The 23,267-nt window shown below is 72.1% G+C and carries 22 protein-coding genes and 1 pseudogene; 11 read left to right on the forward strand and 12 right to left on the reverse strand.

The window, feature by feature from the left end; translation table 11 throughout:
• Position 1 precedes the first annotated feature (1 nt).
• From OG624_RS03830 to OG624_RS03840, 3 genes are all read left to right on the forward strand, one after another.
• Positions 2–982: a YihY/virulence factor BrkB family protein gene (locus OG624_RS03830; protein ID WP_033224898.1), complete on the forward strand. Its 981-nt coding sequence runs from the start codon at positions 2–4 to the stop codon at positions 980–982.
• A gap of 168 nt (positions 983–1,150) precedes the next feature.
• Positions 1,151–1,867 (forward strand): phosphatase PAP2 family protein, encoded by a 717-nt coding sequence (locus tag OG624_RS03835; RefSeq protein ID WP_237545353.1) that lies wholly within the window; start codon positions 1,151–1,153, stop codon positions 1,865–1,867.
• A gap of 715 nt (positions 1,868–2,582) precedes the next feature.
• Positions 2,583–2,789 (forward strand): hypothetical protein, encoded by a 207-nt coding sequence (locus OG624_RS03840; RefSeq protein WP_371639074.1) that lies wholly within the window; start codon positions 2,583–2,585, stop codon positions 2,787–2,789.
• A 38-nt stretch (positions 2,790–2,827) separates the two neighbouring features.
• Here the strand turns inward: OG624_RS03840 and OG624_RS03845 are convergent.
• From OG624_RS03845 to OG624_RS03860, 4 genes and pseudogenes are all read right to left on the reverse strand, one after another.
• Positions 2,828–4,249, reverse strand: a pseudogene (locus tag OG624_RS03845) (serine hydrolase domain-containing protein).
• A 132-nt stretch (positions 4,250–4,381) separates the two neighbouring features.
• The gene (locus tag OG624_RS03850; protein WP_161289656.1) at positions 4,382–4,576 is read right to left on the reverse strand and encodes a hypothetical protein; all 195 of its coding nucleotides are present in this window, start codon (positions 4,574–4,576) and stop codon (positions 4,382–4,384) included.
• 95 nt (positions 4,577–4,671) lie between these two features.
• Positions 4,672–5,115, reverse strand: a complete 444-nt coding sequence (locus OG624_RS03855) for an SMI1/KNR4 family protein (protein WP_078909609.1) — start codon at positions 5,113–5,115, stop codon at positions 4,672–4,674.
• A 148-nt stretch (positions 5,116–5,263) separates the two neighbouring features.
• Positions 5,264–5,623 (reverse strand): hypothetical protein, encoded by a 360-nt coding sequence (locus OG624_RS03860; protein ID WP_030732855.1) that lies wholly within the window; start codon positions 5,621–5,623, stop codon positions 5,264–5,266.
• Positions 5,624–5,862: 239 nt separating this feature from the next.
• Between OG624_RS03860 and OG624_RS03865 the strand changes: the two genes are divergently transcribed.
• Positions 5,863–7,044: a UDP-N-acetylglucosamine--N-acetylmuramyl-(pentapeptide) pyrophosphoryl-undecaprenol N-acetylglucosamine transferase gene (locus OG624_RS03865; protein WP_033224892.1), complete on the forward strand. Its 1,182-nt coding sequence runs from the start codon at positions 5,863–5,865 to the stop codon at positions 7,042–7,044.
• 50 nt (positions 7,045–7,094) lie between these two features.
• Positions 7,095–7,976 (forward strand): alpha/beta fold hydrolase, encoded by an 882-nt coding sequence (locus tag OG624_RS03870; RefSeq protein WP_371639076.1) that lies wholly within the window; start codon positions 7,095–7,097, stop codon positions 7,974–7,976.
• Here the strand turns inward: OG624_RS03870 and OG624_RS03875 are convergent.
• Positions 7,973–8,854: an NAD(P)H-binding protein gene (locus tag OG624_RS03875; RefSeq protein ID WP_371639077.1), complete on the reverse strand. Its 882-nt coding sequence runs from the start codon at positions 8,852–8,854 to the stop codon at positions 7,973–7,975. The genes OG624_RS03870 and OG624_RS03875 overlap by 4 nt on opposite strands.
• On the reverse strand, positions 8,851–9,303 hold the full coding sequence (locus tag OG624_RS03880) for a nuclear transport factor 2 family protein (protein WP_033224889.1): 453 nt from the start codon (positions 9,301–9,303) through the stop codon (positions 8,851–8,853). The genes OG624_RS03875 and OG624_RS03880 overlap by 4 nt, the downstream gene beginning before the upstream one ends.
• Before the next feature lie 96 nt (positions 9,304–9,399).
• Between OG624_RS03880 and OG624_RS03885 the strand changes: the two genes are divergently transcribed.
• The gene (locus tag OG624_RS03885; RefSeq protein ID WP_371587181.1) at positions 9,400–10,014 is read left to right on the forward strand and encodes a TetR/AcrR family transcriptional regulator; all 615 of its coding nucleotides are present in this window, start codon (positions 9,400–9,402) and stop codon (positions 10,012–10,014) included.
• 36 nt (positions 10,015–10,050) lie between these two features.
• Here OG624_RS03885 and OG624_RS03890 read toward each other — a convergent pair whose 3' ends face one another.
• A complete protein-coding gene (locus OG624_RS03890; RefSeq protein WP_158711935.1) occupies positions 10,051–11,691 on the reverse strand; it encodes a PucR family transcriptional regulator in 1,641 nt (546 codons plus the stop codon).
• Positions 11,692–11,809: 118 nt separating this feature from the next.
• Here OG624_RS03890 and lysA point away from each other — a divergent pair, with 118 nt between their 5' ends.
• Positions 11,810–13,129 (forward strand): diaminopimelate decarboxylase, encoded by a 1,320-nt coding sequence (gene lysA, locus OG624_RS03895; RefSeq protein ID WP_033224886.1) that lies wholly within the window; start codon positions 11,810–11,812, stop codon positions 13,127–13,129.
• Between the two features lie 31 nt (positions 13,130–13,160).
• On the opposite strand, the gene OG624_RS03900 is transcribed toward lysA, so the two are convergent.
• Positions 13,161–14,078, reverse strand: a complete 918-nt coding sequence (locus OG624_RS03900) for a LysR family transcriptional regulator (protein ID WP_033224884.1) — start codon at positions 14,076–14,078, stop codon at positions 13,161–13,163.
• Positions 14,079–14,150: 72 nt separating this feature from the next.
• Here OG624_RS03900 and OG624_RS03905 point away from each other — a divergent pair, with 72 nt between their 5' ends.
• Positions 14,151–15,689 carry an aminotransferase class I/II-fold pyridoxal phosphate-dependent enzyme gene (locus tag OG624_RS03905; RefSeq protein ID WP_244290961.1) on the forward strand — a complete coding sequence of 513 codons (1,539 nt, stop codon included), beginning with the start codon at positions 14,151–14,153 and terminating at the stop codon, positions 15,687–15,689.
• 275 nt (positions 15,690–15,964) lie between these two features.
• On the opposite strand, the gene OG624_RS03910 is transcribed toward OG624_RS03905, so the two are convergent.
• The 3 genes from OG624_RS03910 to OG624_RS03920 all read right to left on the reverse strand — a co-directional run bounded on the left by OG624_RS03910 (position 15,965) and on the right by OG624_RS03920 (position 17,518).
• A complete protein-coding gene (locus OG624_RS03910; protein WP_033224933.1) occupies positions 15,965–16,267 on the reverse strand; it encodes an SHOCT domain-containing protein in 303 nt (100 codons plus the stop codon).
• Positions 16,268–16,294: 27 nt separating this feature from the next.
• Complete coding sequence (locus OG624_RS03915; protein WP_051763726.1) at positions 16,295–16,768, reverse strand: DUF6325 family protein; 474 nt, start codon at positions 16,766–16,768, stop codon at positions 16,295–16,297.
• A gap of 99 nt (positions 16,769–16,867) precedes the next feature.
• Positions 16,868–17,518 (reverse strand): GAP family protein, encoded by a 651-nt coding sequence (locus tag OG624_RS03920; protein ID WP_033224883.1) that lies wholly within the window; start codon positions 17,516–17,518, stop codon positions 16,868–16,870.
• Between the two features lie 71 nt (positions 17,519–17,589).
• Here OG624_RS03920 and OG624_RS03925 point away from each other — a divergent pair, with 71 nt between their 5' ends.
• The 3 genes from OG624_RS03925 (at position 17,590) to OG624_RS03935 (ending at position 21,888) form a co-directional block, all read left to right on the forward strand.
• Complete coding sequence (locus OG624_RS03925; RefSeq protein WP_051763730.1) at positions 17,590–18,591, forward strand: YhjD/YihY/BrkB family envelope integrity protein; 1,002 nt, start codon at positions 17,590–17,592, stop codon at positions 18,589–18,591.
• Between the two features lie 115 nt (positions 18,592–18,706).
• Positions 18,707–20,143, forward strand: a complete 1,437-nt coding sequence (locus tag OG624_RS03930; RefSeq protein WP_078909608.1) for a DUF2252 domain-containing protein — start codon at positions 18,707–18,709, stop codon at positions 20,141–20,143.
• A 98-nt stretch (positions 20,144–20,241) separates the two neighbouring features.
• Positions 20,242–21,888 carry an MFS transporter gene (locus tag OG624_RS03935; protein WP_033224881.1) on the forward strand — a complete coding sequence of 549 codons (1,647 nt, stop codon included), beginning with the start codon at positions 20,242–20,244 and terminating at the stop codon, positions 21,886–21,888.
• Here the strand turns inward: OG624_RS03935 and OG624_RS03940 are convergent.
• Positions 21,883–23,187 (reverse strand): membrane protein, encoded by a 1,305-nt coding sequence (locus OG624_RS03940; protein ID WP_033224880.1) that lies wholly within the window; start codon positions 23,185–23,187, stop codon positions 21,883–21,885. The genes OG624_RS03935 and OG624_RS03940 overlap by 6 nt on opposite strands.
• Positions 23,188–23,267 lie beyond the last annotated feature (80 nt).

Below are 23,267 nucleotides of genomic sequence, written 5' to 3' on the forward strand. Positions count from 1 at the left end.
CATGGGCACCGCCACACGCGTACCGCAGCGCAGCGAAGTGAAGGCCGCCGAGGCCGAGTTGCGGATCCAGGGCGAGGAGCTCTCCGCCGAGGAGGCGTGGGCCGCGCTGCGCCGCCACGGCGGGTGGAACCTCGTACGGGACTCCTTCGTACGGTTCCGGTACGCCGACGGGTTCAGCCACTCCCGGGCCCTCGCCCTCCAGACGGTCCTCGCGATACTGCCGCTCGCCATCGCGCTCATCGGCCTGTCCGGCGTACTGCACACCGAGGACATCGGCCGGATCGCGGAGCTGACGATCCGTCGGCTCGTCAGCGGTCCCAGCCAGGACGTCGTGGACGACGCCCTGCGGGAGAGCCACCGCCAGGCCGGGGACGGCGGCGAGGTGGCCCTCTGGCTGGGGCTGTTGTTCTCGATCGCCAACGTCACCACCGGCATGTGCCAGGTCGAGCGGGGCGCGAACCGGATCTACGGCGTGGAGCGCGACCGTCCCTTCCTGCGCAAGTACACCCGTGGGCTGGTGATGGCGCTGTCGGCGGGGCTGCCCCTCGGGCTCGCCTTCTCGGTCACCGTGCTCGGCTCCGACCTGAGCCTGGCGATGACGGAGGTGTACCACCTGGGACCGACCACGCACCGGGCGTGGGACGTACTGCGCTGGCCGGTGGGCATCCTGCTGGCCGTGGTGGCCACCAGTGCCATCTTCCGCCGCTCCCCGCGCCGCACCCAGCCGGGCTACACCTGGCTCGCGTTCGGGGCCGCCGTGCACCTGGTGCTGTGGCTCGGCGCGACGTGGGCGCTGAGCCTGTACGTCGGGGCCGACAGCTCCTTCACCACCGTGTACGGGCCGCTCAGCGCGTTCATGGCACTGATCCTGTGGTCCTACCTCACCTCACTCGCCCTTTTCCTGGGCCTGTCCTTCGCCGCCCAGCTGGAAGCCGTACGGGCGGGCGTGGTCGAGCCGGTCACGGCGGACCCGGGGATCTGAGGCACGACCCCACGGGCCGGCCGGCCCCTGCCCCACCGCACGGAGAAAGGAACCCCACCGACCATGACGGAGCGATCCGACCGACCCCGAACCCGACCCCGCTCCCGGCCTCGGCGGCTGCTCGCACGACTGGTGTCCGGGCGGACCGGGCCCGACGCCCGGTTCGGCATGCGGCTGGTGGCGACCGTGGCCGCGACCGCGCTGGCGGCCGTGCCCTTCTCCCTCGCGCTGGTCCTCGTGGAGTCGCGGTGGCCGCCGCTGCGCCGGCTCGACCAAGGCGCCGCCGAGTGGCTGCACCGCACCGCACTGGACCACCCCGCCTGGGTCCGGGTGCTCGAATTCCTCACGCACGTCGCCTGGGGGCCGCTGACCATGCGGCTGTTGGTGGCCGCGGTGGTGGTGTGGCTGCTGTGGCGCCGGGCGCTACGGCTGGCCGCCTGGGCGGCCGTGACCGCCGTCGCGGGAGGCCTGGTGGGCCTGCTGGCGAAGCACACGGTCGAGCGCGCCCGGCCGCACCTGCCCGATCCGGTGTCCCACGCGCCCGGTTTCTCCTTCCCCTCCGGGCACGCCATGACGGCCACCACCTCCTGCGCCGTACTGCTGCTGGTCCTGCTCCCCCTGGTGCCGCGTGCGTGGCGCCTACCGGCCTGGGCGCTCGCCGTGGTCGCGGTGCTCGGCGTCGGCGGCACGCGGGTCGCGCTCGGTGTGCACTGGGTGAGCGACGTGGTCGGCGGCTGGCTGCTCGGCCTCGCCGTGGTCACCGCCACCACCTTGGCCTTCGAGGCGTGGCGCGGCGACATCGGCCGCCCCCGCACCACGCCCGCCCAGGGCCTTGAACCGGAGCTGGTGACGGCCCACCCGGAACCGCCTGCCGGAGCGTCCTAGGGCGGGTGGATGGATGGGATACGGATCGTGGCCGACCAGGATGTGGGCCGCGACCGAGCGGCCTGAGCTGCCACTCGGGGTGCCGGATCGCCACCGATCTCGCATCCGCCGCACGATCCGTGCCCTGCCCGAACAGGGCAGACCGCCCGGGCCGGGCGCTGTCGGTGGGGTGCCGTAGCGTCGGAAGCATGATCTCCGAGCCGACGGGCCGGGCCACGGGCCCCTACGACGCGGCCTTCCTGCCGCGAGTGCGTATGTCCTTCCGGGCTGCGCGCGAGCCGGTCACGGAACCGGTGTCGAAGTTCGGCGGGCAGCCGGTCTGGCTGGACGGACCGGCCTGGCCGGTGCATCCGCGTTCGGGCGAGCCGCTGGTGTTCATCGGCCAGTTCCGGGTTCCGGGGGACGAGGTGCGCCTCGCGTACCTGTTCCTGCACGAGGAGGGCATGGACATGGCCGGCACCGCACCGGAGGACGGCGAGGCCGTCGTTCTGGTTCAGCCGGGTGGGCGGATACCGTCCTTCGCGTCGGTCGGTGCCCCCGGCACTCGGGGGCGAACCCTGTGGCGGTGGGGTCCTGACGAGGAGGAGGTTCCCGTCGAGTGGCTGACGGACCTGACTCCGATACCGCCGGAACTCGACGAGGCCGCGAACCAGGCCGCCGCCTTCGCCCGGTACCTGCGGGGTGAGGGGCCGGACGTCGAAGTCCCTGATGGCCAGTGGCCCGAGGACTTCTGGGAGGCGAGGCCCTCTACCCCAACCACCAGGCCTTCGGCATCGACCCCGGCTGGCTGTTCCTCTGCCAGTTCCAGGATCGGGGTGAGGCGGAGGACGACCCGTTCTTCCTCAACTTCGGCTACGGAAGCGGCTTCCTTTTCCTCAGCTCCGATCATCTCGAAGGCCGGTTCATGTGGGACTGCAGCTGATCGCCTCTTTCCGATCACGCGGTCACGCGGTCACGCGGTCACGCGGAGGAGCTGGGGACCCGGTTGAAGATCCGGCCGCCGAGGTCGATGCCGACGACGGTGCCGCTCGCGTCGCGGGTGAAGAAGCCGCGCTGTCCCCGCAGCCCGCCGGCGGTGACGATGAACTCGTCGCCGTCGCCGGGCAGCAGGCCCAGCGCGGCCGGCTCGTAGTCCGCCGGCATCTCGAAGTCGGCCGATGCGCGGACCTCCGGCTTGATGGTGACCGCGATGGTCAGCGCCGCTTCGTCGTCGGCGACGGTGAGCGTCATGACGTCGTTGTCGAAGGCCCCGACGACCTCCCCGGCCCGCACCGCGTCGTACGGCAGCGGCTCCGGGTCCTTGTCGACGACACCGAGGTAGTGCTCCAAGGCCCAGCGGACGGCGGCCCGGTTGAAGGGGATGCCGTTCGGGCCGGCGTTGGACATGGCGACGACGGCGAAGTTGCGTTCGGGCGCGATCAGCAGCTCGATGAACTGGCCGTTGGCCGACCCGCCGTGCTCGATCGTCCGCAGGCCGTCCACGTCCCGGAGGAACCAGCAGATGCCGAAGCCGTCGCCGAGATTGCTGCCGCGCAGCTCGACCGTCTGCTCCCGCATCCGGTGCAGCAGTTCGGCCGGCAGCAGTCGCTCCCCGTTCTCGCTGAGCCCGTCGCCGAGCTGGAACCGCGCCCAGGCCAGGACGTCGGACGCCGTGGACGCGAGACCCCCGCCGGGGTTGTTGGCCCGGGTGAGCCGCCATTCCTTCGCGACGGCGAGGTTGCCGTCCTCGTCGGCGTTGTGGCCCACGGCGAATCGGCGGGTCATGACGTCGGCGGTGCCGAAGAAGCTGTTCGCCAGTCCCAGCGGCTCGAACAGGAGCGAGGAGACGGCCTTCTCGTACGTCAGACCCGTCACGTTCTCCAGGACGCGCCCGAGCAGGTTGTACGCGGCCTGGCTGTAGGAGGCCCGGGCACCCGGCCGGCCGATGACCTCCAGGTCGGCCAGCTTCCCCACGAAAGCGGCCAGGGCATCGTCCCCGTCGCCGGTGTCGACGACGATGTTCCAGCCCAGGCCCGAGGTGTGGTTGAGCAGGTTCATGACGGTGATCGTGTCCGCGGCCTTCTCATCCGCGAGGACGAGCTCGGGCACCTATCGGCGCACCGGCACGTCCAGATCGACACGACCGTCGGCGACCAGCCGCATCAGCGCCACCGTGGTGAACGTCTTCGTTGCGGAGCCCACCTGGAACAGCGTGTGCTCGTCGACGGGCAGCGGGTTGTCGAGGCTGGTCACGCCGTGACTCACGAAGGTCTCGCGGCCGTCCGCCCACACGCCGACGGTGACGCCGGGTATGCCGAACGCCCTGGCGGCCTGCTCCACGAACTCGGCCGGTTCGGTGCGGGACATCTCGCCCTGCGGGTGCGGGGTGGTTGCGGCGTTCATGGGGTTCTCCTGATCGGATGTCGTCGTTCTCGATGACCACGACGATCCCCGGCCCCCCTGACAGGTCGCTGACAAGCCGCTGACACGTCAGCCCCTCCCTTCATGGGCCCGCCCCCCTTCCTACGCCCTTCCCTACAGCGGCAGTGCCAGGCGGGACGCGATACGGAAGCGCATCTCCCGGGCGGCCCGACGGACCTCTTCTGGCTGCGCGTCGTCGTCGAGGACGCCGAGGAGGACCATCAAAGCTCTCGCCTCGTCCCCGCTCAGCAGTTTCAGGCGTGGTTCGGTGACTCCGTCGAGGAGGACGTCCAGCAGGTCTTCGGTCATGCCCGGAACAACGCATGGTCGCCCCGTCCGTCACCCGGGCCTCGGGAACGCGCCCGCGCGGCCGATCGGCAGGGGCGGTGCGGGGCAATGCGGTGCTACAGCTCGATCTTCCCTGTCAGCCGCCATTCGAGGTAGGTGGCCAGCCTCGGTGCCACCCAGGTGCGGCTGTCGTCCTCGTGGTTCCAGACGAAGACATCGGGCCGGTCGATCCTGGCCAGGAGCGCGAACAGGTCTCCGTTCCCCGCGTCCGCGAAGAAGAGCAGCGGGTCGAACGGCATGTACAAGGTGCTGAACTCGGCGTCCCCACGGAGGTTCCGGTTCTCGGCCGTGATCTGTTCGGCGGACCAGATGAGCCCGTCACCGTACTCGTCCTCGATGCCGTCGCTCTCGCGCAGCAGGGCGGTGAGGTCCGTGGGTAGCGCGTGGCCGAGTACCGTCGCGCAGCGGAGCAGGGCCGGCTCCGCTACCGGAGGTTGGAAGAGGGTCGTGCCGGGCAGGGCCGCAACGGCTTCGGTCCACACGGTTGACCTGGCCTCCATGAACTGTGCCTTGTGATCGGGTCGGGCCTTCGGCCCCGCCGGCGGCCGACGGGGCCTGCAAACGAACAGTACGGCCTCGGTCGGGCTCCGCGCCGCCCGGTCTTCGGGAGCCCGGCCGGGAGGCGCGCAGGTCCGGCCGGGGAGGGGTTCAGGACGCCTTGTGGCGGCTCTCGGATTCAGCGTTGGCCATGGCTTCGGCTTCGCTTTCGAGCATCGCTATGGCCACGCCGAACGCCTGGGCGATGTGGCCGGCGGCCGACATGACACGCGCGGTGCCCACCACGGGGGCGATCGCGACGAGCACGTCCTGCAGCTGCTCGACGGTGAAGTCGGCCTTGACCGCGGGGCTGATGTGGGCGAGGTAGGAGATGGCCGGGGCGTCCATGGCGACGAGGGCGGCGATGCGCGTGGTGATGAGTGTCTTCTCGTCCATGCCGCAGTGCTCGATGGAGTCGATGGTCATCGCGGCGAGCGTGTCGAGAACGGGAGCGTCGGACCTGGTGGCCATGTCGGAACCGCCTTTCGGTGCTGAACTGAGCCGGCCGCGCCGGCCCTGACCGCGGGACCAGGGGCGTGTCGGCGGGTTGCCGTTTCAGCGTAGGCGTCCGCCCAGGGCCGCGCCCGTTGGGCTGTCCGGGCGAATTCCGACCGCCTTGGGGGCCGCGCCGACGAGCCGGTCGGGGGCTCTTGCGTCGGTGCACCCACCCGATCGGAGGTCGCTGACGGACCGGACAGTAGGGTGACCGGATGGACGCTTCCTCGCACCCCCGTCCCTTCCGCCTGCTCGTCACGGGCGGGGGGACCGGCGGTCACACCTACCCTGCTCTGACAGCGGTCCGCACGTTGCGTGGCCGCCTCGCGGCCGAAGGCGCCACGCTCGACGTGCTGTGGATCGGAACCGCGGACGGTCTGGAGGCGCGGGTCGCCCCGGCCGAGGGCATCGCGTTCCGGACGGTCGCCACGGGGAAGATCCGCCGATCGGCGAACCCCCTGAAGATGCTCTCGGCGGCGAACGTCAAGGACATGGCGCGGGTGCCGCTCGGAGTGGCCCAGGCCCGAACGATCGTGTCCGAGTTCCAGCCGGACGTGGTCCTGGCGACGGGCGGGTACGTGGCCGTTCCGGCCGGCCTGGCCGCCCGGTTGTGCAAGCGCCCGCTGGTCCTGCACGAGCAGACGGTCCGCCTGGGGCTGGCGAACCGGAAGCTTGCCGGCTCGGCGACCCGGATCGCCGTGTCCTCCGAGTCGTCGCTCCCGCTGCTGCCGGCCGAGGTGCGCGACCGGGCCGTGGTCACCGGGAACCCGGTGCGGCCCGAGATCCTGACCGGGCACCCCGACAAGGCGGTGCACACGCTGAATCTGACGGGGTTCGACCGGCGTCTTCCCACGGTCTACGTCACCGGCGGGGCGCAGGGCGCCCAGCAGATCAACAACGTGGTGCGGGAGGTGCTTCCGTGGCTGCTGGGCCACGCGAACGTGATCCACCAGTGCGGCCCCGCCAACGTCGACGAGCTGCGGTCCGCCGCCGCGGCTCTCGATCCGTTCCTCGCGGGCCGGTACCACCTGACGGGCTTCGTCGGGCCGGAGCTGCCGGACGTACTGGCGCTCGCCGACGTGGTGGTGTCCCGGTCCGGAGCGGGGACGCTGGCCGAGCTGACCGCGCTGGGCAAGCCCGCGGTGTTCGTGCCGCTGGCCACCTCGGCCGGGAACGAGCAGGCGCACAACGCGCGGCACCTGGCGGATGCGGGCGCCGCGGTGGCCCTGCTCGGTGAGGTCACCGGCCGGTCCCTCGCGGAGGCGGTCGGTCCGCTGCTGACCGACCCCGCCGGGCGGACCGCGATGGCCGCGCGGGCCCGTGCCTACGGGCGGCCGGACGCCGCGGACCGGCTCGTGGACGTACTGCTGTCCGCGGCGGCGGGGCCTTCCGCCTGACCGGTGCCTCCCGTACGCGGGCATGATGGGACGGGCGAGGAGGTGCGGTGATGGCCGAGCGCGTGATCGAGGTGGACGGCATCGAGCTGTGCACCGAGTCCTTCGGCGATCCGGCGGATCCGCCCGTCCTGCTCATCATGGGCCTGGGCGCTTCGATGCTCTGGTGGGAGGAAGGCTTCTGCCGGATGCTCGCCGCGGGCGGGCGGTTCGTGATCCGCTACGACCACCGCGACACGGGCCGGTCGGTCACCTACGGGCCGGGCCGCCCCGAGTACACCGGCGCGGACCTGGTCGCCGACGCCGCCCGCGTGCTCACCGCCCATGAGATCCCGGCCGCGCACGTCGTGGGCGTCTCGGCCGGAGGGGCGTTCGCGCAGCTGCTCGCGCTCGATCACGCCGACCGCGTCCGGTCACTCGTCCTGATCAGCACCTCCCCCGCCGTGCCCGCCGTCCCCGACGTGCCCGCTGGCGACGGGCTGCCCCCGGACCTGCCTGCGGACCTCCCTCCGCCGACCGAGGAGTTCGTGCGGTTCGTCTCGGCCGCCCGGGTCGACCGGTCGGATGTCGATTCGGTGATCGAGCACGAGGTGGCCTACGCGGGCGTGCTCGCGGGAGGGCGGCGCCCGTTCGACGAGGCTGCCGCCCGCGTCCTCGTCCGCCGCGATGTCGAGCGCGCGCACGATGTCGGCGCGGCCTCCCACCACGATGTGCTGACGGGCGGCACGGTCCCGCAGGCCCCCCTGTCCTCGATCGCCGTACCCACGCTGGTGATCCACGGGAGCGCCGATCCGATGTTCCCGCTCCGGCACGGTGAGGCGCTCGCGGAACGGATCCCGGGAGCAAGGCTGTTGGCCCTGGCGGACGCCGGGCACGGTGTCGATCGCGCCGACTGGGAGACCGTCGCCGCCGCGATCCTCGACCACACCGTCTAGACCGTGGGGGCGTGCCGGGCGGCGAGTTCCCGTACGGCGACCGTCCGGAAGTCGTGGGGCGGGCGGCCGGTGAGGCGGTGGACGGTGTTCGTGGTGCGGTCCTCGGCTCCTTCGGCGATGGACCGGTCCATCCCGGCCAGCATCGCGGCGAACGCTGGCGGGACGGCCGCGGCCAGGCGGTCGCGCATGGCCTCGTAGGTCAGGTGGTGGTGGACCACCTGACGCCCGGTGACCTCGGTGAGGAGTGCGGCGATGTCGTCGTGGCTCAGTGCCTGCGGTCCGGTGAGGACGAGGTCGGCGTCGGGCGCACGGTCGTCGGTGAGGGCGCGGGCCGCGACGGCGGCGATGTCCTCCGCGTCGACGAATCCCACGCGGCCGGTCCCGGCCGCGGTCCGGATGACGCCGTCGGCGCGGATGCTGTCGGCGTGGGCGTGGGCGCCGGTGAAGTTCTGCATGAACCAGGAGGGACGCAGTACCGCCCATGCGTCGAACAGGCCGGGCAGAGCTTGGTGGACCTGTCCGACAGCCGGGCCGCCCTCGGGGATCGCCGAGGAGCTCAGCAGTACGGCGCGGCGCACTCCGGCGGCGCGGGCCCGGTCGAGGAAGGGCAGCATGACCGCCGCCGGGTCGGGATCGCCGACGGGTGGCACGAGGTAGACGCTGTCGGCCCCGGCCACGGCGTCGGCGAAGCAGGTGGGGTCGTACCAGTCGAAGCGGACCGGCTCGGCGCCCGGGACCGGTGCGGCCCGGCGGCTGCCGGCCTTGACGCGCCGGCCGGCGGCGACGAGGTGGGCCGTGGTGCGGCTGCCGGTGGTGCCGGTGGCGCCGATGACCAGGGTGGTGGAGGTGGTGCGGGCGGTACGGGCGGTGGCGGTCATCGGGCGCTGCTCCTGGTGGGATGCGTGGTGAAGGCCGCCCCGGGTTCCTGGACGGCAAGGGGGTTCCAGTAGTCGCGGTACGAGGTGAACCGCCCGTCCTGGACGGTCACGACGGCGATGTAGGTCATGTCGAAGGGGTTCCCGGTCGCGACGAGCCGGCCCACTCCGCGCATCTCGACCACGATGGTGCTCGGGTCGGTGGTCTCGTGGATCAGCAGGTCGGGGAAGTCGTGCAGGTCGATGTGGTCGGGATAGTCGCGCATGTAGGCGGCGACGGCCTCCCGCCCCTCCAGACGCCGCGGCCGACCCGCGGGCGCGAAGGGGAACTCCATGACGCCGTGTTCGGCCCACAGGCCGACCCAGGAGGCGATGTCCTTGTCCAGGAGCAGGCGGAGGCTGTGGCGGTACAGATCCGAGGGTGAAGGTGAGGGTGAGGTGGTCGTGGGCACGACGGTTCTCCGTCCACTACGATACGGACCGACGGTCCGCTTCTCTCCTCGAAAGATACGGACCGCTGGTCCGTTTCGCAAACCGGAGGGAACCCGATGCCCGTCGAACGCAAGCCGCGCAAGGACGCGGTCCGCAACCGGGCGGCCGTCTTCGCCGCCGCCGACACCCTCTTCGCCCGGTGCGCGAGTCCCGAAGAAGTGACCATGGCCGACATCGCGGCAGCGGCCGGCGTCGGCAAGGCGACGCTCTTCCGCGCCTACGGTGACCGCAACGGACTGATCCGCGCGCTGTACCAGGCACGGCTCGAACCGATCACGGAAGCGGTCGAGCGGGGCCCCCAGCCGCTGGGCCCGACCACACCGGCACCCCTGCGCGTACCGGCCCTGCTCGACGCCCTCCTGTGCTTCAAGCTCGACAACCGCCACCTCGCCCTGGCGTTGGAGGGAAGCGGCGCCGACAGCCCCTACCGGACCGAGCACTACGAGTACTGGCACACGCTGCTCCGGGACCTGCTGCGGCGCGTCCCCGGTCCGGCCGACACCGACTTCACCGCCCACGCACTGCTCGCGGCCACCCGGGCCGATCTGGTCGCGTACCTTGCGGGCGACAAGGACGTCCCCCGCGAGGAACTCCGGGCGCAGTTGGCGGGCTTCACCGCCGCGCTCCTCGACGCCCGTGCGGACCGAGGGACGGCCGCCGCCGCGGAATGACCGCCCGCCCGCAGGAGGAGCCGGGGGTGCCCGCCGTCAGCCGCGACCGGGTTCCGCCGCCCGCCGGACAGAGCCGTCCGCCGGTGCCGCGCGCCTGAGTTCCAGCCAGGCGGCGAGCCGTACGTCCGGGTCGTCGAGTTCGAGGTGGAACAGCTCGCGGATCCGCCGCAGTCGGTGGCGCAGTGTGTTGGGGTGCAGCTTCAGCCGGGCCGCGGCGGAGGCGATGTCACCCGTCGCGTCGAGCCAGGCGATCGCCGTGTTCGCGTAGTCGGTGCCCTGGTCGCGGTCGTGGGCCAGCAGCGCGTCGACCTCCGGCAGTCGCAGCCAGGCATCCCGCTCCAGCTCGTCGCCCAGGCGGTCCAGCAGGATCCGGTGCCGTACGTCGGAGGTCGTGGCGACCGGCCGGCCCGGACCCTGGTGCGTGGTGGCCCGCAGGATGCCGTCCACCTCGCGGCGCAGGGCGGCGGACCGGCCGAGATCGGTGTACGGCCCGGACACCGCCGCCCGCGCGCCGTCACCCACCGAGCGGCGGACGGCCGCGAGCGCGCCGTCCGCGAACCGGCGGCCCGCCGCCTGCCCCGTCGCGGGCAGCAGGACGTACACGGCGTGGGCGGCGGCGGCCACGGTCGCGGTCGCCCGGTGCGCGGCGCAGTGCCGCATCAGCACCCACTCGGCCTGCGTGAGCAGCGCCGGATCCGCGCCCGCCGGCAGGGCGGGCGCGAAGGCGGTGAGGCAGAACTCCGTACCGGGTCGCAGTCCCAGCAGGTCCGCGGCCTCGTCGGCGGGCGGCCCGGAACGGTGGAGCACCGCGCGCAGCGTGTCCCGTCGCATGCGCCGCTCGGCCTCCGGCAGGTTCAGGGCGCGCAGGAGGTGCGGTGCCGCGAACCGTGCCGCGTCCAGCAGTCGACGCTCGCCGTCGGCGTCGATCCCCTCCTCCGGCTCGATCGCCCACAGGGTGCCGAGCGGGAGCGCCCCGGCGCGGATGGCGACCGCCGCGCGCGGCAGTTCCTCCCCCATGGCGGGGAACCGCACGGCACCGTCCGCGGCGAGCACCTGGCGGTACTGTCGGCGCTGTTCCGGTACGTCGGGGACCCGGCGGTGCAGGATGCCCCACGTGCGTACGGAGTCGATGCGCACCCCGGCCACCGTGGAGTGGGCGACCACGTTCTGGTCCAGGTCCTCGATCGCCACCGAGCCGCCCAAGGCGGCGGCCAACGCGTCGGCGAGTGCGAAGAGTTCCTCACCCCCGGCCGGTGCGGCCCCGGTCGTCCCCCCGCCGCCGTGGGCGGCCAGCGCACAGCTCACCCCGGCGTCGACGTCACGCCACGGCATCGCGTCGTCGGCGGTGAACACGGCGATTCCGCACGCGCGTGCCGCCTCGGCGAACGACTCCGGGTCGTGACCCCGCCGTTTGACCACGACGGCGGCGAACTCCCCTGCCGCGGCCCGGCGCAGCACCTCGTGGGCCCGTGGGTCACCGATACCGACTCCGACGAGCAGGAGAACGGCGCCGGGCACGGGCGGCAGCGGCTCCGCGGGGTCGTGGATCACCGTGCCGCCCACCCGCACGTCCAGGCCCTTCGGCGCGACCAGTACCCGTACCGGGGACACGTCGGTGTCCCGCGCCAGGACCTCCAAGGTGACCGGGTCGCGGTTCTCCGGCAGGGTCGCGGGCATCGTCGGATCGGACAACGGATGCCTCGTTTCGTGAGGAGATCGACCACGGCGGCGTGGGATGCGGGCTGCCAGGATAGCCACGCGTCCGCAGCCGACCCGACGAGGGAGACCTCCGCGCATGACCGTCGCCACACAGCCCGCCCCGCCCGCCTCCGCGCTCGTCGGACTCTTCCCCGAGGGCTCTCACCTGGATGAACAGGGTGAACTCGTCGTCGGCGGGTGCCGTGCGACCGACCTCGCCGATCGCTTCGGAACCCCGGCGGTCGTGGTCGACGAGGACGCGCTGCGCCGACGTGCCCGGCGGTACGTCAGCGCCATGGCGGAGCATTGGCCGAACAGCCAAGTGGTGTTCGCGTCGAAGTCGTTCCCCTGCACGGCGGTGGTCCGGACCCTGGTCGAGGAGGGGCTCGGGGTGGACGTGGCCGGAGGCGGTGAGCTCGTCACCGCCCTCGCCGCGGGTGTCGACCCGGCTCGGCTCGTCGTCCACGGGAACGCCAAGACGCGGGAGGAGCTGGCGATGGCCGTGGAGGCGGGCGCCGGCACGATCGTGGTCGACAACTTCGACGACATCGACCGCCTGGAGCGCGTGGTGGGCGACCGGCCGCAGCGGGTGCTGCTCCGGGTCATCCCGGAGGTGTCGGCCGACACCCACGAGGCGATGCTCACCGGGCATCGGGGCTCGAAGTTCGGGCTGTCCGTCCCGGACGCCGTGCGGGCCGCGGAGCGGCTCCGGGCGAGCGACCGATTGCTGTGGGAGGGATTGCACGTGCACGTGGGCTCGCAGTTGCTCGACACCGAGCCGTTCCGCAAGGCCGTCGAGGCCTTGGCCGGCATCGGCGAGCTGGGCGAGCACGCCGTGTACGACCTCGGCGGCGGACTCGGCGTCCGCTACACCTACGACGACCGGCCGCCGACCGTCGAGGAGTACGTACGCACCTTGACCGATGCCGCGCGCAGGTGCCTTCCGGCGACCTCCCGTCTGATCATCGAGCCCGGCCGGTCGCTGGTGGCCGAGGCCGCCATGACCTTGTACCGGGTGGTCACGGTCAAGCCCGGGCCGCGCACCCTGGTGGCCGTGGACGGCGGCATGGCCGACAACCTGGAGCCGATGCTGTACGGCCAACGCTTCGAGGCCGCCGTGGCCTCGCGCGTCGGAGGCGGCGAACCGTGCGATCTCGTCGGCCGTCACTGCGAGTCGGGGGACACCCTGATCCGTGACGTCCGCCTGCGGGAACCGCGCGTCGACGATGTCGTCGCGGTGCCGGTGACCGGCGCCTACTGCTCCTCGCTGGCCAACAACTACAACGGCGCCCGGCGGCCGCCGATCGTGTTCTGCCGCGACGGCGAGGCCCGCGAGGTGGTCCGCCGGGAGACGTACGACGACCTCCTACGGCGCGACGTCGGCCTCGGCATCGACGCCGGCATCGAAGCGGGGTGAGTGCGCCGGGCCCGTGAGTCGCGTCGCGGGGTCAGGCCGCCGCCCAGCGGTCCGTGATCAGCGCGGCCTGCTCCCGCAGCGCCTCGATCAGTTCCTGGGCGGCTCCGGCCGAGGTGGACCGCAGTACGGCGACGCTGATCTCCCGGGCGAGCGCGGGCGTGGCCAGGGGCCGCACGGCCAGGTCGGGGCGGTACGGGCCCAGGGCGAGCCGCGGGACGAGGGCCACGCCCGTCCCCGCGGCCACCAGGCCCTGGACCACCGCGTAGTCGTCGGTGCGCATCACGTGCAGGGGCTCGTACCCCTCCTGGCCGCACGCCCATGCCAGCACCCGGTCGCAGGGGTCGTGCGGGTCCGCGGCGCCCACCCACGCGGTGTCCCGCAGTTCACCGAGGGAGACCTGGTCCCGCGAGGCGCAGGGGTGGTCCTCCGGCATGACCAGGAGCAGCGGATCGGACAGCAGCGGGTGCACTTCGAAGTGCTCGTCGAGGTCGAGACTGTCGCCCGGCTGTGAGAAGACGAGGGCGGCGTCGAGCTCCTTGGCCCGCAACCCGCGCAGCAGCAGGGGAAGCTCGCCCTCGGTGAGCGAGATGTGGACGCCTTGTTGGTGGAGGCGCTTGACCGCGGGCGCCAGCAGGAGGGCGCCCGCGGTGGGGAACGTACCGATGTGGAGGGTCCGCATGCCGCGCTCGGCGAGGTCGCGTACCTCCAGCTCGGCGTGGCGCAGGCGGTCGAGTACGGCCTCGGCGTGCGGCAGCAGGGCCTCACCGAGCTCGGTCAGGGTGGCGCCGCGCGGTCCGCGCTGGACGAGCTGGGCGTTGAAGTGGGCTTCCAGGGCGGCCAGATGGTGGGTGATCGTGGGCTGGCTGTAGTGCAGGGCACGGCCGGCCGCGGCGAGCGAGCCCTCCTGCGCGATGGCACGGAACACCTGGAGCTGCCTGACGTCGAGCATATAGACATCGTATGGAGGGGTAACGAAAAGTCCACCATTCCTCGATGGCTGGACGGCTGCCACGCTCCGGGGGTGAACACAAGAACCACCGATCACCGCACCCCCTCCCCCTCCCTCTCCCCCGCTCCCGCCCTTCCTGACGGCGGTCAGCTGTGTGCCCCGTATGCCGAGGCGGTGCTGCGCCACGCGGGACGGGACTGGCTGAGGCTGAACGTCCCCGGCCATGCCGCGGCCCCCGGATCGGATCTCGCCGGTCTCTTCGGCTCGCGGATCACGGCCCTGGACTTCCCGCCGCTGCTCGACGGCATCGACCTCGGCCCGGACACCCCGCTGGACAGGGCGCTGGCGCTGGCGGCGGAGGCCTGGGGCGCGCGACGGACATGGTTCCTGACCAACGGGGCCTCGCAGGGCAATCAGATCGCCTCGATGGTCGCCCCCGCCCTCGGACGCACGCTCGTCGTGCAGCGCAGCGTGCACTCCAGCGTGATCGACGGACTGGTGCTTTCGGGCCTGGACGCCGTCTTCGTCCAGCCGTCCGTCGACCCGGAGCAGGGCATCGCCCACGGTGTGACCGCCGCGGACGTGGCGGAGGCGCTCGAACGGACACCGGACGCGGCCGCCGTGTACATCGTGTCCCCGAGCTACTTCGGCGCGGTCGCCGACGTACGTGCCATCGCGGACACCGCCCACGCCGCTGGGGTACCGCTGATCGTCGACGAGGCCTGGGGATCGCACTTCGGCTTCCACCCCGGTCTTCCCGCGAACGCCCTCTCCGCGGGCGCGGACCTGGCGACGTCGAGTACGCACAAGCTGGCGGGCAGCCTGACCCAGTCGGCGATGCTCCACCTGGCGGAGGGCCCCTTCGCGGACCTGCTCGAACCGCTGGTGGACCGGGCCTTCCGGCTCGTGCAGTCGACCAGCGCGAGCGCGCTGCTGACCGCTTCGCTCGACCTCGCCCGAAGGAGTCTGGTCACCGGCGCCGGCGCGACGGGCGGCTCGATCGCGGCCGCCGACCGGGTACGGCGCGCCGTCCGCGCGCTGGGCCGCTTCACGGTGGTGAGCGACGGGTTCCACGCCTTCCCCGACATCGTCGGAGCCGATCCGCTGCGCGTCGCGATCGACACCCGGGCCGGCGGGATCACCGGTCACGAAGCCAGGCGCCGGCTCTTCCGGGACCACCAGATCATGGTCGAGGTCGCGACCGACGCGGCGGTCGTCGCCGTGATCGGCGCCGGGTCGGCCCCTGACACCGACCGGTTCGTCGAGGCGCTGCACACCCTGCCCTCCCCGCTCACCACCGCCCCGGCCGGTACCGGCGCAGCAGCCGGAGCCGGAGCCGGAATGCTGCGACTGCCGGCCCCCGGTGCCACGAAGCTGAGCGCCCGCGAGGCGTTCCTGAGCCCGGCCCTGGTCGTGGCCGCGGAGGAGGCCGTCGGACGGATCTCCGCCGACACCCTGGCCGCGTACCCGCCGGGCATCCCCAACGTGCTGCCGGGCGAAGTGATCACCGCCGAGGCCGTCCGGTTCCTCCAGCGGACCGCGGCCGCGCCGAACGGCCATGTCCGCGGCGCACTCGACCTGGGCGTGACGCGCTTGCGCGTCGTCGCCTGAGACACCGGGCACGCCTGCCCGGTTCGCCCACCGGCGCGGACCGGCGCCCGCAGCACCCCACCACCCCCACCACCCCCCGCGTTCCCCCTCACCGCCCCGAGAGAGAGCACCACCATGGCCGCACGCATACCGACCGGGGCGGTCGCCGCGGCGAACGTCAACACCGGCTCGTGACCCGCACAACATCGACATATGAACGACGGAGGAGGGGTACGGACCGTTGTCCGTACCCCTCCTCCGCGGCATGACGGGACCAGGACGGGACCCGGGAGTGTCTAGCCCAGCAGTCGGCGCTTCTGCTCGGCGAACTCGGTCTCGGTCAGCACGCCCTGTTCCTTGAGGGTGCTGAGCTGCTTCAGCTGCTCGATCTTGGTGGTCATGTCGTCGGCCGGCGGTGCCGCGGCGGGCGGCGGGGGCGGCGGCGCCGCCTGCTGCTGGGCCTGTTCCTGGGCCTGCTGCTGCTGTGCGTCCTGCTGCGCCCATCGGCCGCCCTGGCGGCGGGACACTCGGTTGGACACCGCGGTGGCGGTACCCGCGATGACGGCGGTGCGGGCGACCCCGCGAAGGAGTCCGGGCATGGTGCTCATCTCCAGGCTGTGGGGGCTTCACTCTCCGGCGGGCGGGTCCTCCAAGGCGTCCAGCGACGCCAGCAGGGCCTGCACGGGAATCCGTCCGGCGGCCACCAGCTGGGCTCCGCCGCGGCGCAGGGCACGGGCGAACGGCGCCGCCCAGGTGTTCTCGTAGACGATGACCCCGGCCGAACTCCCGGGTTCCAGGGCGGCCGCGGCCTCCTGGATGTCGCCGCCGTCGAGCAGGCCGGACGACGCGCCCTCGAACACGGTGAGATCGATCTCGCCGCCGAGGTCCTGGAGCTCCAGCGCGGTCACCGTGCCGTCCTCCTCCTTGCGGATGAAGGCGAAGTCGAAGATGCGGATGATGCCCCGGTCGACGAGGTCGACGAGGATCGGGAACCCCTCGCCCGTCATTCGGTTGCCCGGGAACTCGACCACGATGTAGTCGACCGGGCCGAGTTCGTCGATGTCGCCGAAATCGGCTCGCGGCTCGGTCTCGCTGCTCATGGCAGCTCCTGTCGGAGAGGGGGGAAAGGTCTTTTCATTCCAGCACGCTGCCCGCTCCCCCGCACGTCTGGCCGGTCCCGCCGGCCGCCGGGCCGCCGGTCAAGCGGTCAGCTCGTAGATGCTCTGCCCGGTCAGCCACAGCCCGAGCAGCAGACAGACGAACACGATGGCCTCGTCCTTGTGGCCCTCCATCCACGCGCGCATCCGCAGCAGCCGGTCATGGGCGGCCTCCGGGGCGAACACCATGTAGAGCTCGGCGGCGAGCAGGCCGGAGCTGGCGAGCAGGCAGAAGCCGAACAGGGCGATGAACGTGGTCGCGTGCGAGGTGTCGGCCTCGATCACGGTCGTCGCGCCCGCCGCGACCATGCCCCACGGCTGGATCAGCACGGCCAGGCCCGCCGCGGCCCATACGGAGCCGACCTCCACACGGGAGGGCTCCGCGGTGGCGTCCCGGTCCGCCTTCCCCTTCATACGGCGGTAGCGGCGTGCTCCGTACACCACCAGTCCCACCCCGATGGCCAGCTTGAGGGCGAGAGCGGCCACGCCGGGCGGGGAACGGGGCGACGGAGGTTGGCCGCCGGTCAGGGCCAGCACGATCGCGATCACCACGACGAGGTTGGCCAGCCACGCGAGGAGGAAGGCGAGCCCTTTCCACACTCCCTTGTGCGAGGACACCACGAGGATGAACGCCATCATGGGCAGCGGGTAGAGGGCGATGGCCAAGGCGATGAGCATGAGGTCGAGGACCATGGCGCCCCAATCGTGCGACGACATACGACACTACGCACCGGGCCGGCCTCCGACACCTTTTGCCCATCGAGATGCCGCCCTCGTCCGCTTCCACCAACCTGGACGCAGACGAAGGAGGCCGCCATGACGACGACCCGGCATCGGCCGTCCGTGCCGCACGCCGCTGCGGGCCGCTGATGTGGTCGGAGCGCAAAGCACGGTGGCGAAGCCGTTCCCGGGAGCTGACCGCGGCCGCCAAACGCACGCAGGAGCGGGCCGAGACCCGGTTCCCCGTGATCACCCATGTCACGGAGCGCATGATCGGCGTGAACATCTTCGACTCCGCCACCCGGTTGGCCGCCCAGTGCTTCCTGACCGCGGTGCCCCTGCTCTTCGTCGTCGCCTCGTTCGCCCCGGAGGGGGTGCGCGACCAGCTGGTCTCCTCCGTGCGCACGATGTTCGGGCTGACCGGTCAGGCGAACGACCAGCTGAGCAACGTGTTCGACGGCTCCGGCGAGGACGACATCCGCAACACGGTGGGAGCGGTCGGCGCCGTGATCGTGCTGCTGTCGGCGACCGCGGTGAGCCGTGCCATGCAGCGGCTGTGCAAGCGTGCCTGGCAGATCCCGCGGGGCGGGACACGGATCGCGATCTGGCGCTGGTTCGCCTGGATCGGCGCCTGGATGGTCCTGCTGATCTTCCAGGGGCCGGTCCGTGACGGATTCGGACTCGGCCTGTGGCTCGGGATCCCGCTCACGCTCCTCCTCCAGACGGCGGCCTGGTGGTGGAGCCAGCACATCCTGCTGGGCGGGGTGATCCGGTGGCCGCCGCTGCTGCCCGGGGCGCTCCTCACCGCCGCCGCGGTGACCACGCTGTCGCTGGGCGCACGGTTCTACATGCCGAACGCCCTCAACCGGGCGCTCGCCACGTACGGGTCCACCGGCTCGGTGTTCGTCATCCTGTCGTGGCTGATCGTGCTGTGCGTGGCGGTGGCCATCGGCATCACCCTGGGCGCCGCCCTTGCCCAGGAGCCGTACCTCGCCCGACGGCTGGGGAGCCCGCTGCCGAGCAGGCTGCGGCAGGAGAGTGACTGAGGGGCTGACCCGGCCTGATCCGAAGGACAGGCCCTACGAGCGCCCGTGGGGCAGCGGTGCGGGGTGGGTGCCATCCTGGTGAACAGGGGGCCTGGTGGCCGGGAGGTCAACGACGATGACGAAGCGCGACACGACCGAGGCCACGACGACGACCGCGGCGGGCGGTGGCCCGCGGCTGTCCCCCGAGGATCGGGCCGAGAAGGGCCGGGCGGCCCGGACGGTCGCCCCGAGATCCGCCCACGGGGACTTCGAACCGTCGCCGGACCGGGCGGACCCGATGGACGTCATCGAGCGGCAGTCGGCCACCCGATTGCAGGAGCTGGTGCCCATCCGCTACGGCCGGATGGCTGAGTCGCCGTTCCGTTTCTACCGGGGCGCTGCCGCGATCATGGCCGGTGACCTGGCCGGTACACCCGACTCGGGTATTCGGGCCCAGCTGTGCGGCGACGCGCACATGTTGAACTTCCGGCTGCTCGGCTCCCCCGAACGGAACCTGCTGTTCGACATCAATGACTTCGACGAAACGTTGCCCGGGCCGTGGGAATGGGACGTCAAGCGGCTGGCGACCAGCCTCGTCATCGCCGGACGGGAGAACGGCTACTCCGATCGCGAGCGCGCGTCGATCGTGACGTCGGCGGTGGCCGGCTATCGCGAGCAGATGCGCGATTTCGCCCGGATGAACAACCTCGACGTCTGGTACGCGAGGGTGGACGAGTCGCACCTCCAGGCGGTGGCGGAGGGCGCCCTCCACACCCGAGGCCGGAAGAACCTGACGGAGGCGTTGAGCAAGGCGCGCGGGCGTGACAGCCTGCAGGCGTTCGAGAAGCTCACCGAGGTGGTCGACGGCCGCCGCCGCTTCGCCGCCGTGCCGCAGCTGATCACTCCGGCTTCCGAACTGCTGGGTCAGGAGGGCGAGGCGATCGAGGACCAGATCCGGGACCTCGTACGGCGGTACGGGGACAGTCTCCAGACGGACCGCAGGCACCTGCTGGAGCAGTACGCCATCGTCGACATGGCCCGCAAGGTGGTCGGTGTCGGCAGTGTCGGCACGCGCTGCTGGATCGTGCTGCTGTTGGGCCGCGACGGCGAGGACCCACTGATCCTGCAGGCGAAGGAGGCCGGTGACTCGGTCCTCGCCGCGTACGCGGGGCCCAGCGAGTACGCCACCGGGGGCGAGCGGGTCGTGGCCGGTCAGCGGCTGATGCAGGCCGCGAGCGACATCTTCCTCGGCTGGCAGCAGACCCAAGGGCTCGACGACGTCGAACGGGACTTCTACGTACGCCAGCTGCGCGACTGGAAGGGCATCGCCGAACCCGCCCGGATGGTGCCGCGGGGCATGCGGGTCTTCGCCTCGCTCTGCGGCGTGACCCTGGCGCGGGCGCACGCCCGGTCCGGCGACCGGATCGCCATCGCGGCGTACCTGGGCCGTGGCGACGTCTTCGACCAGGCCCTCGTACGGTTCGCGGAGAGCTACGCCGACCTCAACGAGCGGGACCACCAGCGTCTGGTGGACGCCATCGCGTCCGGTCGGGTGACCGCCGTCGCGGCCTGAGCAGGAGACCGGACGGGCGCTTCGGCCAGTCGGCTGACAGGGCTGACACGGCGGGCGAGGTGCCCGGCCGTCTCCCGCGGCCGTGGCACTCTGCGCGCATGACAGCAGCGAAGGCGGGACCGGCCGGGGCGGCGGGGAGCGCGGGGAAGACGAGACTCATCCTGCTGACACTCGCCGCCGGGCAGTTCCTGATGGCCCTGGACAGCTCGGTCATGAACGTCTCGATCGCCACGGTGGCGGAGGACATCGGGACCACCGTGAGCGGGATGCAGGGCGCGATCACGGCCTACACGCTGGTGATGGCGATGCTCATGATCAGTGGTGGCAAGGTCGGCGCGCTCATCGGACGCAAACGGGCGTTCATGATCGGCTGCGTCATCTACGGACTGGGGTCCCTCACGACCTCGCTCGCCCCGAACCTGACGGTCCTGCTGCTGGGCTGGTCGTTCCTGGAGGGCGTGGGCGCGGCGCTGATCCTGCCCGCGATCGTGGCGCTCGTCGCCTCCAACTTCGGCAAGGAACAACGGCCCGCCGCCTACGGTCTGGTCGCGGCGGCGGCAGCCGTGGCGATCGCGGTCGGACCGCTGATCGGCGGCGCCGCGACCACGTTCTTCTCCTGGCGCTGGGTGTTCGCCGGGGAGGTCGTGATGGTCCTCGTCATCCTGCTGCTGGCCCGCCCGATCGTCGACGCGCCCCCGGACCACCGGCCGCGGATCGACGTGCTCGGCGCGATCCTGTCCGCCGCGGGGATCGGGCTGTTCGTGTTCGGCATCCTGCGGACCAGCGAATGGGGTTGGTTCCGGCCCAAGGCCACGGGCCCCTCGTGGTTCGGGGTCTCGCCCGTCGTCTGGCTGGTGATGGCCGGGCTGCTGCTCGTCTGGCTGTTCTTCCGCTGGGAGGCACGCCTGGTGGCGCGGGGTGTCGAACCGCTCGTCGACCCGGAACTGCTGAAGAACCGGCAGCTCTCCGGCGGGCTGACGATGTTCCTCTTCCAGTACCTCGTGCAGATGGGCGTGTTCTTCGTCGTCCCGCTCTACCTGTCGGTGGCGCTCGGCCTGTCCGCCCTCCACACGGGCGCGCTGATCCTGCCGCTCTCCATCACGCTGCTCGCCGCCGCGATCGGGGTTCCCCGGTTCATCCCGAACGCCTCGCCCCGGCGCGTCGTGCGGTGGGGAATCCTGGCGATGTTCGCCGGCGCCGTCGTTCTGATGGCCGCCCTCACCCCGGATTCCGGCGCGGAGGTCGTGACCGTGCCCATGCTGCTCATCGGGCTCGGGATCGGGCTGCTCGCCTCCCAGCTCGGGGCCGTCACCGTGTCGGCCGTACCGGACGAGCAGAGCGCCGAGGTCGGCGGCGTCCAGAACACCGTCACCAACCTCGGCGCCTCGATCGGCACCGCCCTCGCCGGGTCGATCATGATCGCCGTGCTGACGAGTTCGTTCCTCACCACCATCGACCAGAACCCGGCGATCCCGGCCGACGTCAAGACCCACACGCACACCGCCCTCGCCGGGAGCGCCCCGTTCCTGTCGGACGAGCAGCTCACCACGGCCCTCGAAGAGGCGGGCACGGACCCGGTGGTCGCCCAGGCGGCACTCGACGCGAACGAGAAGGCGCGGATCGAGGGGCTGCGGGCCGCGCTCGCCCTCCTGGCTCTGGCGGCGCTGCTCGCCCTCTTCTTCACCCAGCGCATCCCGGCGGCCCAGCCGGGCGCCGCACGGAAACCGGAGGGCGCCCCGTCATGACGGGTGCGGACTCGGGGTCGTCCCCTCGGCGGGGGCGGTGGTGTCCTCGGCGAGGAAGTCCGTGACCGCGAGGGCGAAGAGCAGGGCGAGGGCGAGGCCCACGACCACCCAGCCGGTCGGGTAGGACCACAGGATGTAGACGATGACGGCGATCGCGACCAGGCCCCAGGTGAACCAGGCACGGTGGCGCCGGATGAACGGGCCGACCGGACCGGTGCGCAGGCCCAGCCGGTCGGCCGTGGCGCGGGTGGCGACGATCCCGGAGTGCCAGATCTGGCGGGCGGCCGTGGCGTACTTGCCCGGGCCGGAGAGCCAGGCGGCGAGGGCGATCACGATGCCGAGGACCACGACCATCCGGATCGTCGTGCGCAACAGGCGGATCATCGCGTCGTAGACGGAGCCGGCCGCGGCCTGGGAGACGGTGTCCGGGAGCGCGTTGAGGTAGACCGTACGGAAGACGGTCAGCCCGAGGCCGAGGACCGCGACGGAGAACGCCACCGCGAGGGCCGCGGTCACCAGGATGCGGCGCCGGTGGGCGGAGAGCAGAACGCCTGCGGCGACGAGCAGTACGGCGATGATCGGCAGCCATACGCCGAGGATCTGGAGCAGCCGGAAGCCGGTCTTGACCCGGCCGATGTCGTTGGACTGTACGACGGTGAAGTCGGTGTGGATCTCCGGGATCTTGGCCGCGACGCCCATCCCGGCATCCACGAGCCGCGTTTTGACCTGCTCGATCACCGGCGCGAGGTCGATGGTCACCGCGTCGTTCTTGATCTCCACCGCGCCGTCACCGCTACCGGTGAGGGCCTTGACGAGCGAGGTGTGGATGGTGCGGTTGGCGTTGGTCCAGATCGTCTCGAACTGGTCCGAGGCGATGACGTCCTGCGCCTTCTCCTTGACGAAGCTGCTGACCGCGCCCTCCAGCGAACCGCCGAGCTTGCCCAGTGCCTTCTGGAGCAGCGGCCGTTGGTCGGGGGCCACGTCCTCCAGGAGGGTGGCGAGATCGAGGTGCTCCATCAGGGCGGCCGTGACCCGGTTGGCGGCGGCCGCCTGCACATCGGGGTCGGAGGCCAGTGGGGCGACCGTGGAGACGTAGCGGTCCGTGTTCCCCACGATGCTGGAGGTCCAGGACGCGACGATGCCGAGCGGGGCCAGCACACAGCCGATGATGATCAGCAGTGCGGACAGCAGCGACTTCATCCGGTGCTTCGGCGGAGTCCTTTGCGCGGCCTCCGATTCCAGGGCGGCGACCCTGGCCCGCAGCGCCGCGAGTTCGCCCGCGTTCTCGTCACCCTGCATGGCTGACCTCCTACCGGATCGGGAGCCGGTGGATCCCTCGAGATCCGGTTGGATGACGCTGAAGCTGCGCCGAGGCAGGC

Source organism: Streptomyces virginiae (assembly GCF_041432505.1).
In the GTDB taxonomy this organism is placed as follows: domain Bacteria; phylum Actinomycetota; class Actinomycetes; order Streptomycetales; family Streptomycetaceae; genus Streptomyces; species Streptomyces virginiae_A.